The organism is Corallococcus sp. CA047B, assembly GCF_003612065.1.
Classification (GTDB): domain Bacteria; phylum Myxococcota; class Myxococcia; order Myxococcales; family Myxococcaceae; genus Corallococcus; species Corallococcus praedator.
The window spans coordinates 1-14,564 of the sequence record NZ_RAWD01000254.1; the positions used below are offsets into that span (position 1 = coordinate 1).

Annotated in this window: 12 protein-coding genes; 9 read left to right on the forward strand and 3 right to left on the reverse strand. The window is 70.3% G+C overall.

Annotation, left to right across the window (positions count from 1 at the left end; genetic code table 11):
• Both D7X74_RS30485 and D7X74_RS30490 read left to right on the forward strand, forming a co-directional pair.
• Positions 1-304: GNAT family N-acetyltransferase (locus tag D7X74_RS30485; RefSeq protein ID WP_147446736.1), on the forward strand; the 304-nt coding region annotated here is incomplete at its 5' end.
• A gap of 51 nt (positions 305-355) precedes the next feature.
• Positions 356-952 carry a histidine phosphatase family protein gene (locus D7X74_RS30490; protein WP_120536530.1) on the forward strand — a complete coding sequence of 199 codons (597 nt, stop codon included), beginning with the start codon at positions 356-358 and terminating at the stop codon, positions 950-952.
• Positions 953-955: 3 nt separating this feature from the next.
• Here the strand turns inward: D7X74_RS30490 and D7X74_RS30495 are convergent, their stop codons facing one another.
• The 3 genes from D7X74_RS30495 to D7X74_RS30505 all read right to left on the reverse strand — a co-directional run bounded on the left by D7X74_RS30495 (position 956) and on the right by D7X74_RS30505 (position 4,010).
• Positions 956-1,519 carry an aminodeoxychorismate/anthranilate synthase component II gene (locus tag D7X74_RS30495; RefSeq protein ID WP_120536531.1) on the reverse strand — a complete coding sequence of 188 codons (564 nt, stop codon included), beginning with the start codon at positions 1,517-1,519 and terminating at the stop codon, positions 956-958.
• Entirely contained in the window at positions 1,516-3,012 is a 1,497-nt protein-coding gene (locus D7X74_RS30500; protein ID WP_120536532.1) for an anthranilate synthase component I family protein, read from the reverse strand. The genes D7X74_RS30495 and D7X74_RS30500 overlap by 4 nt, the downstream gene beginning before the upstream one ends.
• Before the next feature lie 71 nt (positions 3,013-3,083).
• Entirely contained in the window at positions 3,084-4,010 is a 927-nt protein-coding gene (locus D7X74_RS30505) for an SH3 domain-containing protein (protein ID WP_120536533.1), read from the reverse strand.
• 203 nt (positions 4,011-4,213) lie between these two features.
• Here D7X74_RS30505 and D7X74_RS30510 point away from each other — a divergent pair, with 203 nt between their 5' ends.
• The 7 genes from D7X74_RS30510 to D7X74_RS30540 all read left to right on the forward strand — a co-directional run.
• Positions 4,214-5,236 (forward strand): ligase-associated DNA damage response exonuclease, encoded by a 1,023-nt coding sequence (locus D7X74_RS30510; RefSeq protein WP_120536534.1) that lies wholly within the window; start codon positions 4,214-4,216, stop codon positions 5,234-5,236.
• Positions 5,237-5,239: 3 nt separating this feature from the next.
• The gene (locus D7X74_RS30515; RefSeq protein WP_120536535.1) at positions 5,240-6,838 is read left to right on the forward strand and encodes an ATP-dependent DNA ligase; all 1,599 of its coding nucleotides are present in this window, start codon (positions 5,240-5,242) and stop codon (positions 6,836-6,838) included.
• Complete coding sequence (locus tag D7X74_RS30520) at positions 6,825-9,383, forward strand: ligase-associated DNA damage response DEXH box helicase (protein ID WP_199741926.1); 2,559 nt, start codon at positions 6,825-6,827, stop codon at positions 9,381-9,383. Before D7X74_RS30515 ends, D7X74_RS30520 begins: the two co-directional genes overlap by 14 nt.
• Positions 9,353-10,006 carry a ligase-associated DNA damage response endonuclease PdeM gene (gene pdeM, locus D7X74_RS30525; RefSeq protein WP_120536537.1) on the forward strand — a complete coding sequence of 218 codons (654 nt, stop codon included), beginning with the start codon at positions 9,353-9,355 and terminating at the stop codon, positions 10,004-10,006. The genes D7X74_RS30520 and pdeM overlap by 31 nt, the downstream gene beginning before the upstream one ends.
• Positions 10,007-10,013: 7 nt before the next feature.
• Positions 10,014-10,379, forward strand: coding sequence for an HNH endonuclease (locus D7X74_RS30530; RefSeq protein WP_120536538.1), 366 nt, complete (start codon positions 10,014-10,016; stop codon positions 10,377-10,379).
• 458 nt (positions 10,380-10,837) lie between these two features.
• Positions 10,838-11,500, forward strand: a complete 663-nt coding sequence (locus tag D7X74_RS30535) for a cytochrome c3 family protein (protein WP_120536539.1) — start codon at positions 10,838-10,840, stop codon at positions 11,498-11,500.
• The coding region (locus D7X74_RS30540; protein ID WP_120536540.1) for a TAT-variant-translocated molybdopterin oxidoreductase at positions 11,497-14,564 on the forward strand (3,068 nt) is incomplete at its 3' end. The genes D7X74_RS30535 and D7X74_RS30540, both read left to right, overlap by 4 nt.

Below are 14,564 nucleotides of genomic sequence, written 5' to 3' on the forward strand. Positions count from 1 at the left end.
GGTCGGGCCCTGGATGCCGGACGGCTGGCCGGGCACCGAGGTCGGCTGGGGCCTGCTGCGCGAACACTGGGGCAAGGGCTACGCCTCGGAGAGCTCCGCCGCCACCATCGACTGGGCCTTCGAGAACCTGGGCTGGACGGAGGTCATCCACTCCATCGCCCCGGAGAACACGCCGTCGAAGCAGGTCGCCCAGCGCCTGGGCTCCCGCTTCCTGCGCATGGACCACCTGCCTCCCCCCTATGAGAAGGACCCCTCGGAGATCTGGGGCCAGAGCCGTGAGGAGTGGCGGACACGGAAGAAGTAGCCCCGGCCTTTTTCCCACCCATCCGGCCTCCGGCTGACACAGATTTGCGCCATGAAGACTCGCGCGCCCCAGGTGGTCCTCGTCCGTCACGGTGAGACGGAGTGGAGCCGCACCAGCCAGCACACCGGCCGCACCGACCTGCCGCTCCTCGAAGAGGGCCGGGCCATGGCGGAGAAGCTCCGCGCCCCGCTGAGCGCCTGGAGCTTCGCCGCCGTGTGGACCAGCCCCCTGACGCGCGCGCTGGAGACCTGCGTGATCGCCGGCTACGGCGACGCGGCGAAGAAGCGCGACGACCTGATGGAGTTCGACTACGGGGACTACGAGGGCCGCACCGGCGCGGACATCCGCGGCACGCGCCCGGACTGGACCCTGTGGCAGGACGGCGTCCCCAAGGGAGAGACGTTGGAGCAGGTGGGCGCCCGCGCGGATCGCATCATCGCGGAAGCCCGCGCCCTCCAGGATGACGTGCTCCTCTTCTCCCACGGGCACATGCTGCGCATCCTCGCCGCGCGCTGGCTGGGCCTGCCCCCGGAAGGAGGCAGGCTGTTCCAGTTGGGCACCGCGGCCATCAGCGTCCTGGGTTCGGAGCCGGATGGCGTCCAGCCCGTGCTCGCGGGCTGGAACAACACCGCCCACCTGAAGGGCTGAGCGCTACAGCCGCCCCTCCAGGAAGTTGCGCACCAACGCCGGGCCTTCCGGCGTCAGCACGCTCTCCGGATGGAACTGGAAGCCCACCACCGGCCGCGTCCGGTGTCGGAGCGCCATCACCAGTCCATCCTGGCTCCACGCCGTGGCCTCCAGCTCCTGGGGCAGCGACTCCGCCTTCACCACCAGCGAGTGGTAGCGCGCCGCCTGGAACCCCTGGCTCAAGCCGGTGAACACGCCAGTGCCGCCGTGCCGGATGTGCGCCGCCTTGCCGTGCACGGGCTCCGGCGCGCGCACCACGTCGCCTCCGAACGCGGCACCAATGGACTGGTGTCCCAGGCACACGCCCAGCACCGGCACGCGCGACTGGGAGATGGCCGCCACGCTCACCCCGGCCTCGTGCGGCGTGCACGGTCCCGGGGACACCACCAGGTGGGACGCGCCCGAAGCGGCGACGCCCGCGGCGTCCAGCGCGTCGTTGCGCACGACCTTCACCTCCGCCCCCAGCGTGTAGAGCAGCTGCACGAGGTTGAAGGTGAACGAGTCATAGTTGTCGATGACGAGGATCATCGCCCACCTCCTTCGCGCGCCAGGCGCAGCGCGGCGGCCATGGCGCCCGCCTTCGCTTCGGTTTCATCCGCTTCCTTCATCGGATCCGAATCCGCCACCAGTCCCGCGCCGGCGGTCCACATCGTGCGGTCGCCATCCACGAAGAAGGTGCGCAGCGCGATGGCGACGTCCAGCGTGCCGCAGAAGGACAGGTAGCCCACCGCGCCGGCATAGGGCCCGCGCCGCATGGGCTCCAGCTCGTCGATGATCTGCATGGCGCGGATCTTCGGAGCCCCCGACACGGTGCCCGCGGGGAAGGTGCTCGCCAGGGCGTCCAGCGCGTCGAAGCGCGTGGTGTCCAGCTTGCCGCGCACCTGGGACACGATGTGCATCACGTGGCTGTAGCGCTCGATGACCATCATGTCCTCGATGCGCACGGTGCCCGGAGCGGCCACCCGGCCCACGTCGTTGCGGCCCAGGTCCACCAGCATGATGTGCTCGGCGCGCTCCTTCTCGTCCGCGAGCAGCTCCTTCTCCAGCGCCACGTCCTCGGCCTCGGAACCGCCCCGGCGCCGAGTGCCCGCGATGGGCCGCACCACCACGTCGCCGTCGCGCACCTGCACCAGCAGCTCCGGCGAAGCGCCCACCAGCGCGCGCGCCTCGCCCAGGTCCACCATGAACAGGTACGGCGACGGGTTCACCCGCCGCAGCGCCCGGTAGAGCGACAGCGGGGGAATGGCGCCCTTCGCCTCGAAGCGCCGGGCGAGCACCGCCTGGAAGCAGTCACCCGCGCGGACGTACTCCTTCACCTTGTCCACCGCGGCGGCGTAGCCCTCGCGGTCCCAGCAGGCCACGGGGGCCGGAGCATTCTTCTGCACGGGCGCCGCCGCGTAGGCCTCCGGGGGCAGCGGACGGCGCAGCTTCTCCGCCATGGCCTCGGCGCGCGCTTCCGCGTCCTTCAGCGCCGCCGCGACGCTGCCGTGCAGCGCAGGCCGGGCGATGGCGATGGCCTTGAGCGTCTGGGTGCGCGTGTCGTGGGTGACGAAGTCCTCCGCCACCAGCCATTCCGAGTCCGGGAAGCCGGTGTCGCGCGGATGCCGGTCCGGCACGCGCGGCTCGAACCACGAGGTGGCGTTGTAGCCCAGGTAGCCCACGAGTCCGCCCAGGAAGGGCGCCTCGCCCGGCAGCGCGGTCACGGACAATTCGCGCCACAGGGTGCGCAGGACATCCAGGGGGCGGCCCTCGCGACGCTCCTCGTGCGAGCCACGCCACAAGGTGAGCCCGTCGCCATCCAGCCGCACGCGGCCGGCCGGATTCGCGCCCACGTGGCTGTAGCGCCCGAAGCGCTCGCCGCCGTAGCACGACTCGAGGATGAAGCCGCGGCCTCCACCGCCCAGCTTCAGGTATGCCGACAGCGGCGTGTCCAGATCCGCCGGCAGCTCCACCGACACCGGCACCGCCTGACCTGCTTCCGCGCGCTGCCGGTAGGCTGCCTTCCGCTCCTGCGCATCCATGGTCGATTGCCCTGGCCCCTCATCCATCACCCGGAGGGGCGCCCGGGTGCCCGGCCTTCCGGGCCCTGCACCTACGGCTTCACATCCGACACGGCCCCCGTGGAGGTGGGCTTCTTCACCTCCGCGAACATGCCGTCCTGCCACTGATACAACGTGCGCTCCGTGATCTTCCGCGGGTTGCCTTCTTCATCCTCGTCCTCGACGGTCGTCCGAGCGACCTGGAGGCGCTTCGCGGCCGGCTGGAAGGTGACCTTGAAGAGGCTCTCGCTCGGCGGATCCATCAGCCCGCCCAGCTCCAGCGCGAGCTTCGCCTTTCCCAGCACGCCCTTCTTCCCGTCCGCCCCCGAGTAGCTCACATACGAGGTGACGAGGTCGCCGCAGCGCTCCGGCCGGGAGTCCACCACCAGCAGCGCCATCCCCGCCTTCTTCGCGGGAACCAACGTCATCGTCGCCGGGCCACCCTGCCCCATGCCGTACGAGGTGGACGCCACGGGCACGTCCACGCTGCTCACCCGGCGCGGCGGCTTCACGCCCGGCTCCAGCACGCGCACGCGGGCCTTGAACTCGTTGCTCATCACCAGCGTGGCCACTTCCAGTTCGCCATCGCCGTCCAGGTCCGCCTCCAAGCGGAACGGGGTGAGCGTGTTGCCGAACACCCAGCCCGTGACAGGGGCCACGCCCTTCGGCGCCTTCGCGTCCACCACCGCCACCTGGTACCAGGTGTTGACGTACTCACCGACCTTCGCGCGCGCACCCACCGCCACCACGCGCACGGGCGTGCCCAGCATCAGGGTCTGGAGCACGGCCCCATCCGCCGCCGCGCTCGCGCGCAGGTTCGCCTCGTCCACGCCCAGGTAGAGGTTCTGACCCTTCTCGAACGCGGTGAACTCGAAGTCCTCCATCACCAGCGACGCCCCGGTCTCCTTCGACACGCTGTACTCGAGGGGCGACGGTTCGTTCTGGGCCAGGAGCAGGGACAGCAGGAGCGCGGGCGTCATCGGGGAAGGGTCCGTCGGGAAGAGGGGCTCTGGGTTTATCCCCTGTCCCCGCCCACCATCCAAGGGGCCCTCCGGTCGCTGCCTTCGTCCTTTGGGCCGCAACTGGGGCCCGGTCGCACGCCTGCCCCCTTGTCAGCGGAGCGAAAATCCAACCACCGCCGTGGGTGGCCCCTGCTCCAAGGCCTCGTTACCTCTAGAGGACCGTGGGCTCCGCTTCCTTCCAGGACCGACCGCCGCTCGTCGCCGTGACGCCCCAGGGCCTGTATTGCCGGGCGGGGAACTTCTACATCGACCCCTGGCGTCCGGTGGAACGGGCGCTCGTCACGCACGCGCACGGCGACCACGCCCGAAGCGGCAGCCAGCGTTACCTGGGCGCACGCGCGGGACTGGGTCTGTTGCAGCGGCGGCTGGGCGCGGACTCGGTCATCGACACGCTGGAGTACGGCGAGAAGCTGACCGTGGGCGACACCACCGTGAGCTTCCATCCCGCGGGCCACGTGCTGGGCAGCGCGCAGATCCGCATCGAGCACCAGGGCGAGGTGTGGGTTGTGTCCGGCGACTACAAGCGCACGCCCGACCCGACGTGCGCGCCGTTCGAGGTGGTGCGCTGCCACACGTTCATCACCGAGGCGACGTTCGGCCTGCCCATCTACCGCTGGGATGATCCGCGCCTCGTGGCCCAGGACATCCTGCGCTGGTGGGACGCGAACCGTGAGGTGGGGCGTTCGGCGGTGCTCTTCTGCTACGCGCTGGGCAAGGCACAGCGGCTGCTGGCGGAGCTGGGGAAGCTGACCGACCGGCCGGCCTACGTGCACGGCGCGGTCAACGGGCTCGTCACCGCGTACCGGGAAGCGGGCGTGAAGATGCTGCCCACGCAGCTGGTGTCGGAGACGGAGAAGGGCACGTCGTTCGCGGGGGCACTGGTGCTGGCGCCTCCGAGCGCGGGCGGCTCCACGTGGATGCGCCGCTTCGGTGAAGCAGAGACCGCGTTCGCATCCGGGTGGATGCGCGTGCGAGGCAACCGGCGGCGGCGAGGCTTCGACCGGGGCTTCGTGCTGTCGGATCACGCGGACTGGCCGGACCTGCTGCGCACGGTGGCGGACACGCAGGCGGAGAAGGTGCTCGTCACCCACGGCCAGACGGATTCCCTGTCGCACTACCTGCGCGAGCGCGGTGTGGATGCCTCGCCGCTCGCCACGCCCTTCGAGGGCGAAGCGGAGGACTGACGCGTGCGCCGACTGGCGGACCTCTACGACACGCTCGACCAGACGACGTCCACCAACGCCAAGGTGGACGCGATGGCGCGCTACTTCCGTGAAACGCCGCCCGAGGACGCGGCCTGGGGCCTGTTCTTCCTCACGGGACAGAAGCTCAAGCGCCTGCTCACGTCGAAGCTGCTGGTGGGCTGGACGCAGGAGCTGACCGGCATCTCCGACTGGCTCTTCGACGAGGTCTACGCGTCGGTGGGAGACCTCGCGGAGGTCATCGCGCTGCTGCTCGACGGAGCGAACCTTCCGCCCGAGCACGCCGAGGAGCTTCCCCTCTCCCGGTGGTTGGAGGAGCGCCTGTTGCCCCTGCGCGGGCTGGAGGCACCGGAGCAGCGCGAGCGCGTGGTGGGGTGGTGGAAGTCCATGCCCCGCCGCGAGCTGTTCCTCCTCAACAAGATGCTCACCGGAGAGCTGCGCGTGGGCGTGTCCAACACGCTGGTGGTGCGCGCCATCGCGCAGGTGACGGGTCTGCCCGCGCCCAGCGTGGCGCACCGGCTGATGGGCACATGGAAGCCCACGCCGGAGTTCTTCGCGCAGCTCGTGGCCCCGGACATCACGGACGGACACGTGTCGCGCCCGTATCCGTACTACCTCGCCTCGCCCCTGGAGCAGCCGGCGGAGTCGCTGGGCGAATTGGGTGACTGGCTCGTCGAATGGAAGTGGGACGGCATCCGGGGCCAGCTCATCCGGCGCCAGGGCGAGGTGTTCCTTTGGAGTCGCGGCGAGGAGCTCCTCACCGAGCGCTTCCCCGAAATCACCGAAGCCGCCCGCGCCCTGCCCGAAGGCACGGTGCTCGACGGCGAGGTGATGGCCTACGAGGACGGTGTCCCCCTGCCCTTCGCGCGGCTCCAGCGCCGCATCGGGAGACAGAAGCTCACGCCCAAGGTGCTGGCGGAGGCCCCCGCCGCGTTCGTCGTCTACGACCTGCTGGAGCAGGACGGGAAGGACGTGCGCGGCCTGCCCCTGCGCGAGCGCCGCGCGAGGCTGGAGGCCCTGCTCAAGAACCATCCCCGCTTCCCCACCTCCCCGTCCGTGACGGCGCCTTCATGGGAGGCCCTGGCGGAGCTGCGCAAGGAGTCCCGCTCGCGCAACGTGGAGGGGCTGATGATCAAACGCCTTGATTCGGCGTACCAGACGGGGCGCAAGCGCGGCGACTGGTGGAAGTGGAAGATCGATCCGTACACGGTGGACGCGGTGTTGCTCTACGCGCATCCGGGGCACGGCCGGCGCTCGTCGCTGTACACGGACTACACCTTCGCGGTGTGGAACGGCGAGGACCTGCTGCCGGTGACGAAGGCGTACTCGGGGCTCACGGACGAGGAGATTGGCCGGTTGGATCGGTGGATCCGCGCCCACACGCGGGAGAAGTTCGGCCCGGTGCGCTCGGTGGATCCAGAGCAGGTGTTCGAGCTGCACTTCGAAGCCATCGCGCCCTCCCCCAGGCACAAGTCAGGCGTCGCCCTGCGCTTTCCACGCATCGCGCGCTGGCGTGCGGACAAGACGGCCCGGGACGCGGACACGCTCGACGCGTTGAAGGGGCTGCTCCATGCCGCCCACTAGCAGGCCCCGTCGCAACCGCATGCGAGGCAAGCTCGCGCCGGAGAAGCAGACCGAACCACCGAAGAGCCGGGCGAAGAAGCGCCCCGCGCCCCGAGCTCCCTCGCCGTTCCAGGGTCCGCCCATGGAACAACTGCGACACTGGTTCGCGGCGAAGGGCTGGACCCCCTACGCCTTCCAGGAAGAAGCCTGGGCCGCGTACACGCGAGGAGACAGCGGCCTCATCCACGTGCCCACCGGAGCGGGCAAGACGTACGCGGCCTATCTGGCCCCGCTGGCGGACGTGGCGGCGCGCGACCAGAAGGGGTTGCAGATCCTCTACCTCACGCCGCTGCGAGCGGTGTCGCGCGACATCGAGCAGGCCCTGCGCGAACCGCTGATGGCGTTGGACGCGGACCTGGATGTGGAGAGCCGCACGGGCGACACGTCCTCGTCCGTGAAGCAGCGTCAGCGTGAGCGGCTGCCGCAGGTGCTCATCACCACGCCGGAGTCGCTGTCGCTGCTCATCGCCCAGGAGCAGGCGGCGGAGAACTTCGCTTCGCTGCGCGCCATCATCGTGGACGAGTGGCACGAACTGCTCGCCTCCAAGCGGGGCACGCAGGTGGAATTGGCCCTGGCCCGCCTGCGCCACTTCGCCCCGGGCGTGCGCATCTGGGCGCTGTCCGCCACGCTCGCCAACCTGGACGAAGCCGCGCGCGCCGTCGTGGGCATGGAGCGCAAGCCCACCCTGGTGAGCGCGGAGCTCCAGCGCCCGGTGGACGTGGAGACCCTGCTGCCGGAGAAGGTGGACACCTTCCCGTGGGCGGGACACCTGGGCTTCACCATGCTCCCGCGCGTGGCGGACGGGTTGGACCCCACGCAGTCCACGCTGCTCTTCACCAATACGCGCTCGCAGGCGGAGCGCTGGTACGAAGGCCTGCGCTACCTGCGCCCTGAATGGGAGCACCTCCTCGCGCTGCACCACGGATCCATCGACCGCGATGAGCGCGAGCGGGTGGAAGGCGGTCTCAAGGACGGGAGCCTGCGCCTCGTCGTGTGCACGTCCTCGCTGGACCTGGGCGTGGACTTCGGTCCGGTGGAGCGGGTCATCCAGATAGGAAGTCCCAAGGGCATCGGCCGCACCCTCCAGCGAGCGGGCCGCAGCGCGCACCGTCCCGGCGCCACCTGTCGCATCCTCTTCGTGCCAACACATGCACTGGAGCTGGTGGAGATGGCCGCCGCCAGGGACGCCATCGCGCGCCGCGAAGTGGAACCCCGCACGCCGCTGTCCAAGCCGCTGGATGTGCTCGCGCAGCACCTGGTCACCTGCGCCCTGGGAGGAGGCTTCACCCGCGAGGCCCTGAGGGACGAAGTCCGCACCGCCACGAGCTACGCGTCCCTCACCGACGAGGAGTTCGAGTGGACGCTGGCCCTGGTGCGGGAGGGGGGGCCTACCCTGCGCGCCTACCCGGAGTTCCGCCGCGTGGTGGAGGTTGAAGGCCGCTTCCGGGTCCCCGACGTGCGCCTTGCCCGGCTGCACCGGCTCAACATCGGCACCATCAGCTCGGATGCCTCCGTGCAACTGCGTTACTGGAGCGGGGGCAAGCTGGGCACGGTGGAGGAGTCCTACGTCAGCCGCCTGAAGCCCGGGGACACGTTCCTCTTCGCGGGCCGTCGCCTGGAGTTCAGCCGCTTCAAGGACATGACCGCGTACGTGAAGCCGGCGAAGGCCAAGGCCACCCAGACGCCGCGCTGGGGAGGCAGCCGCCTGCCCCTCTCCACGTCGCTCGCGTCCGCGATGCGCCGCACGCTGGAGGCCGCGCGACAGGGCGACGTCACGCGGGACGAAATCGCCGCCGCCTGGCCCATCCTCGACGCACAGGCCCGCCTGTCGCGCATCCCCGGCGACGGAGGCTGTCTGGCGGAGACCTGCCACACGCGCGACGGCTACCACCTGTTCCTCTATCCCTTCGAGGGACGGCTGGTGCACGAGGGCCTCGCGGCGCTGCTCGCCCTGCGGCTCACGCGACTCCAGAAGGCGACCTTCAGCCTGTCGGTGAACGACTACGGGATGGAGCTGCTCACGCCCACGCCCTTCCCCTTCGATGAAGCGCTGCGCCCCGCCCTCTTCACCCGCGAGCGGCTGGTGGACGACATCCTGGAGAGCGTGAACCTGAGCGAGCTCGCACGGCGCCAGTTCCGCGACATCGCCCGCGTGGCCGGACTGGTGATGCCGGGGCTGCCCGGTGCGCGCAAGTCCACGCGACAGGTCCAGGCCAGCGCCGCGCTCCTCTATGACGTCTTCGTGAAGTACGACCCGGACAACCTGCTCCTGCGTCAGGCGCGCCGCGAAGTACTGGAGCAGCAGTTCGAACAGGGCCGGCTCGCGCGCACCCTGGAGCGCCTGGAAGCCCACCCCGTCGAATGCGTCCCCGTCCACCGGCCCTCGCCGCTGGCCTTCCCGCTGGTCATCGAGCGCATCAGCGCCAGCGTGTCCAATGAGACCCTGCTGGAGCGGGTGGAGCGCCTCAAGGAGCGATGGTCCCAGGCCGATGCCAGACCCGCGTAGGTGACGCGGACGTGGAGCTGCTCCCGGAGCGGGCCCTGCACTGGCCCGACGCCGGAGTGCTCGCGGTGGCCGACCTGCACTGGGGCAAGACGGAGTCGTTCCAGCAGCACGGCATCCCCCTCCCCCTGGGCGTCCTGGACGATGACCTCGCGCGCTTGTCCTCCGCGCTCACCACCACCCGGGCCCGCCGCCTGCTGCTCGTCGGGGACCTGGTGCACTCACGCCAGGGCCTCACGGAGGACGTCATCCGCCGCGTCACCGCCTGGCGCGAGGCCCACCCCCACCTGCACGTGGTCCTCATCCGGGGCAATCACGACCGCCACGTCCGCACCCTGCCCCCCACCTGGCACATGGAGGACCGCGAGGACGCCCTGGACGAAGGTCCCTTCCGCTTCGCCCACCACCCCGAACCCGCGGACGGGCGCTTCGTGTGGGCAGGTCACCTTCATCCGATGGTGAGGTTGGGTGGAGGAGGCGACCGGCTGCGTCTGCCCTGCTTCCACCTGCGTCCCGGGGTGGGCGTCCTGCCCGCGTTCAGTGCCTTCACGGGTGGGCTCAACGTGCGGCGCGGCCGGAACGACCGGGTCTTCGCCGTCGCGGGCACCGCCGTGGTGGAGGTCTAGTCCCGCCATGAGCCACGCCAAGCGGCGCCGCGTCCTGGGCATCATCGCCACCGACGCCACCTTCGAGCGCGTGCCCCACCGGGGCGCCGAGGTCTGGATGGGCAAGTGCCTGCACTGCAATGCCCACCTCACCGTCGGCCTGGATGGCGAGCCGATCAGCCGCGCCACCATCGAGCACATCATCCCCCGGACCGCGGGCGGCACGGACGCGTTGGAGAACCTGGCCCTGGCCTGCGCCCGCTGCAACCAGGGCAAGGGCAGCCGCCACGACGCGAACTTCCACCGCGATGCCCGCGCCCGCGATCTGGTGGACCGGCTGCTCCAGAAACGCCGCGAGCGCTGGCGGCCCCCCGCCGACCCGGACTCCGAGTAGCCCCGCTTCAGCCCGCGACCGGTGGAGCGTGAGCCGTCGCACCCTGTATCGCGCGCACCCTGAGAGGGATTGATCCCCGGCGTGGCCGCGTGACGCGCAATGCCCCTTCCGATCGCCAGAAGCGGGATTCATCAACCGCGCGCGGCAACTTGTCGCAACCTCGCGTGGAAGTGCTATGCGCTCCGTATTCCCACTCCCCACAGAATGGTTGACACTGCCGTGTCGATGAATGATGGTCCCGCGCCGCATTGGGTCGGGAAATGCATGAGGGACCCGCGCCCACGGCACCATCCTAGAGGTTCGTTGGACGTGACTGCCTTGCCGTCTGAGCGCCAGGAGCCACCGCCCGCCCGGTCCACCGGGGCCGGGATGGCACCCTCGACTTCCGCGCCGGACGGCAGTGACGCGTCCACCCCTGCTTTCATGTCGCCTTCAGTCCCCTTGCCCCTGGTCCTGGTATGAGCGGCCCTCTCTTCCCACGCTGGACGAATACGGTGTCGCGCCTGTCGGCCGCGATGCTCCTCGCCGTGCCCGCCATCGCCATCGGCGGCCTGCTGGCCTATGTGCGCTCGCCGCACGTCACCAATCAGGCGCACCCGGTGGAACAGCCCATCGAGTTCGACCACCGGCACCACGCCGGCGACGAACAGATCGACTGTCGCTACTGTCACTGGACGGTAGAGAAGGCTCCTTCGGCGGGCATCCCTTCCACCACGGTGTGCATGTCCTGCCACGCCCAGGTCTGGAACAAGAGCCCGTACCTCACCGAGGTCCGCAAGGCGTTCTTCGCCGACCAGCCCATCCCGTGGGTCCGCGTCCACAACCTGCCGGACTACGTCTACTTCAACCACTCCATCCACGTGGGCAAGGGCGTCGGCTGCGCCACGTGCCACGGCCGCGTGGATCAGATGGGCGCCATCGAGCAGGCCGCGCCGCTCACCATGAGCTGGTGCCTGGACTGCCACCGCGACCCGAAGCCCAACCTCCGCCCTGCGGAGTTCATCACCAGCATGACCTGGGCTCCTCCGACGGATAAGGCCGAGGCCGCGGCGCTCGCCGACAAGCTCTACCAAGAATACGACGTTCACTCGCGCACGAGCTGCTCCACATGCCACCGATGAACACCAAGCCTGACAGCGCGCCCGCGCAGGACCTCCCCTCGTCGTTCGCGCTCCCGGTCGTCTCGGGGACCAACGAGGCCAAGCCCCACGCGCACGACCACGACGATGTCGTGGCCGTCGCCCTGGAGCACGCGTCCACCCGCTCCACCCCGGCGGAAGGAGCGTACGGCAAGACGTACTGGCTCGGCCTGGAGGAGAAGCTCGCCACGCCGGAGTTCCTGGAGGAGACCCGCCCGGAGTTCCCCGTCGGCGCGGACCTGCCCCCCACCGGCTTCGCCCGCCGCGAGTTCATGCAGATCCTCGGCGCGTCGCTCGCCCTGGCCGGCGCCACCGCGTGCAGCACCCGCCCTCAGGACGAGCGGATGGTGCCGTACACCAAGACGCCGCCGGAGATCGCCCCGGGCAACCCGCTCCACTACGCCTCCGGCATGACGCTCGCCGGCCACACCTCCGGCCTGCTGATCACCGCGCGCGAGGGCCGGCCCGTGAAGGTCGAGGGCAACCCCCAGCACCCCGTCAACCAGGGCGCCGCGGGCATCTTCGAGCAGGCCTTCCTGCTGTCGCTCTATGACCCGCAGCGCGCCCGCGTGCTGCGCCAGGGCAACAACCCGCGCTCGCTGCGCGTGCTCGCCGAGGACATCTCCTCGCTCGTGGGCACCAAGGCCGTCGGCGACGGTGGCGCCCGCCTGCGCTTCCTCACGGAGCCCCTCAATTCGCCCCTGCTGGCGGACCTGAAGGCGCGCATCCAGCGCAAGCTGCCGTCCGCGAAGTTCCACAGCTTCGCGCCCATCTCCAATGAAGCCGCCGACACCGCGCACCGCGCCCTGTTCGGCCAGCCCGTGCAGGCCGTCTACGACCTGACCCGCGCGGACGTCATCGTCTCGCTGGACGCGGACTTCCTGGAGAGCCGCCCGGCGAACCTGGGCATGTCCCGCCAGTTCGGCGACCGCCGCGACCCGAAGAACGGCGAGCTCAACCGCCTCTACGTGGCCGAACACCGCATGTCGATCACCGGCGGCATGGCCGACCATCGCCTGCGCGTGAAGTCGCAGGAGATCTTCGGGCTCGCCGCCGCGCTGGCGCAGGCCGTCGGTGGCCCCGCTGGCTCCCTGGCCGCCTCCGCCAAGGGCGGAACGCTGCGCCCGGAAGTCGCCTCGTGGGTGCAGGCCGTGGCCCAGGACCTCAAGTCCAAGGCCGGCCGCAGCGTCGTCCTCGCCGGTGAGCGTCAGCCCGCCGCCGTGCACGCGCTGGCCCAGGCCATCAACGCCGCGCTCGGCAACGTGGGCGCGACCGTGAAGGTCGTCCCCGCCGCCGCGCCGGAGGCCTCCGGCCTCGCGGAAATCCGCGCCCTGGTGGAGGACATCAAGGCCGGCCGCGTGGACACGCTGGTCATCACCGCCTCCAACCCCCTCTACGCCCTTCCGGTGGACGCGGGCCTGGCGGAGGTGCTGGACCCCAAGCAGAACGCCAACCGCAAGGCCCTGTCGGTCCTGTACGCGGGCCACTACGAGGACGAGACCTCCAAGCACGCCGACTGGTTCGTGCCCCTGGCGCACCAGCTGGAGACCTGGAGCGACGGCCGCGCGGTGGACGGCACGGTGTCCATCGCCCAGCCCCTCATCCAGCCGCTCTTCAACGGCGTTCCGGAAGCGGAGCTGTACGCGCTGTTCCTCGACCAGCCCTTCCGCCCCGCCTACCAGTTGCTGCGTGAGTACTGGACGGCACAGGGTGGCGAGGCCGGCCGCGCCGACTTCGAGACCCGCTGGGAGACCTGGGTCTCCGAAGGCGTCATCCCCGGCACCGTCGCCACCGCCGTGACGGCCTCGCCCGACGTGGGCGCCGCCGCCGCCACGGTGTCCGCGTACCAGCCGCCGGCCTCCGGCGACCTGGAGATCAACTTCGTCGCCGACTACAAGCTGCTCGACGGCCGCTTCGCGAACAACGCGTGGCTGCAGGAGCTGCCGGACCCCATCACGAAGATCGTCTGGGACAACGCCGCCATCCTGAGCCCCGCCACGGCCAAGAAGCTGGGCCTGGAGAGCGGCCAGCTGGCGGAGCTGGAGTACGGCGGCCGCAAGCTGCAGGTCCCCGTCACCATCCTCCCCGGCAACGCGGACGACACCGTCACCGTGGCCCTGGGCTACGGCCGCACCGGCCTGCACGAGGTGGTGGCCAAGGACGTGGGCTTCAACGCGAACCTGCTGCGCAGCGTGAACGCCCCCTGGTTCGACGGCGGCGCGAAGCTCACCAAGGTCCGCGGCAGCCACACCTTCGCCCGCACCCAGTACCACTGGCGCATGGAGGGCCGTCCGCTGGCGCTCGACATGTCCGTCAGCGAGCTGGCGCACCCGTCGACGGCCACCGAGCACGTGCTGGAGCGCGTTCAGGGCGAACACAAGCTGGGCAAGCAGAACAACCTGCCCGACTTCGACTACGCCAAGACGCCCGCCGAGGGCTACAAGTGGGGCATGTCCATCGACCTGTCGCGCTGCACGGGCTGCAACGCGTGCGTCGTGGCGTGCCAGGCGGAGAACAACATCCCCGTCGTCGGCAAGGAGCAGGTGAGCCGCGGCCGTGAGATGGCCTGGCTGCGCATCGACCGCTACTTCGAGGGCGACGAGAACAACCCCGCCATGGTCATGCAGCCCGTCGCGTGCGTGCACTGCGAGAAGGCCCCCTGCGAGTACGTCTGCCCGGTGAACGCCACCGTGCACTCGGACGAGGGCCTCAACGACATGGTGTACAACCGCTGCGTCGGCACGCGGTACTGCTCCAACAACTGCCCCTACAAGGTCCGCCGCTTCAACTACCTGCACTACACGCAGGGCAAGACGCCGACCGAGAAGATGCTGATGAACCCGGACGTCACGGTGCGCAACCGCGGCGTCATGGAGAAGTGCACGTACTGCGTCCAGCGCATCGAGCGCGTGCGCATCAACGCCCGCGTGGAGAAGCGCCTCATCCAGGAGAAGGAACTCCAGACGGCGTGCCAGCAGACCTGCCCCACGCAGGCCATCGCCTTCGGTTCCCTGGCGGACCCCGCACCTGTCTCTTATAAACATCT

Bases quoted from the DNA above. Each gene is read 5' to 3' on its own strand.
- D7X74_RS30490 (WP_120536530.1), top strand. From the start codon at position 356: ATGAAGACTCGCGCGCCCCAGGTGGTCCTCGTCCGTCACGGTGAGACG.
- D7X74_RS30495 (WP_120536531.1), bottom strand. From the start codon at position 1,519: ATGATCCTCGTCATCGACAACTATGACTCGTTCACCTTCAACCTCGTG.
- D7X74_RS30500 (WP_120536532.1), bottom strand. From the start codon at position 3,012: ATGGATGCGCAGGAGCGGAAGGCAGCCTACCGGCAGCGCGCGGAAGCA.
- D7X74_RS30505 (WP_120536533.1), bottom strand. From the start codon at position 4,010: ATGACGCCCGCGCTCCTGCTGTCCCTGCTCCTGGCCCAGAACGAACCG.
- D7X74_RS30520 (WP_199741926.1), top strand. From the start codon at position 6,825: ATGCCGCCCACTAGCAGGCCCCGTCGCAACCGCATGCGAGGCAAGCTC.
- pdeM (WP_120536537.1), top strand. From the start codon at position 9,353: ATGGTCCCAGGCCGATGCCAGACCCGCGTAGGTGACGCGGACGTGGAG.
- D7X74_RS30530 (WP_120536538.1), top strand. From the start codon at position 10,014: ATGAGCCACGCCAAGCGGCGCCGCGTCCTGGGCATCATCGCCACCGAC.
- D7X74_RS30535 (WP_120536539.1), top strand. From the start codon at position 10,838: ATGAGCGGCCCTCTCTTCCCACGCTGGACGAATACGGTGTCGCGCCTG.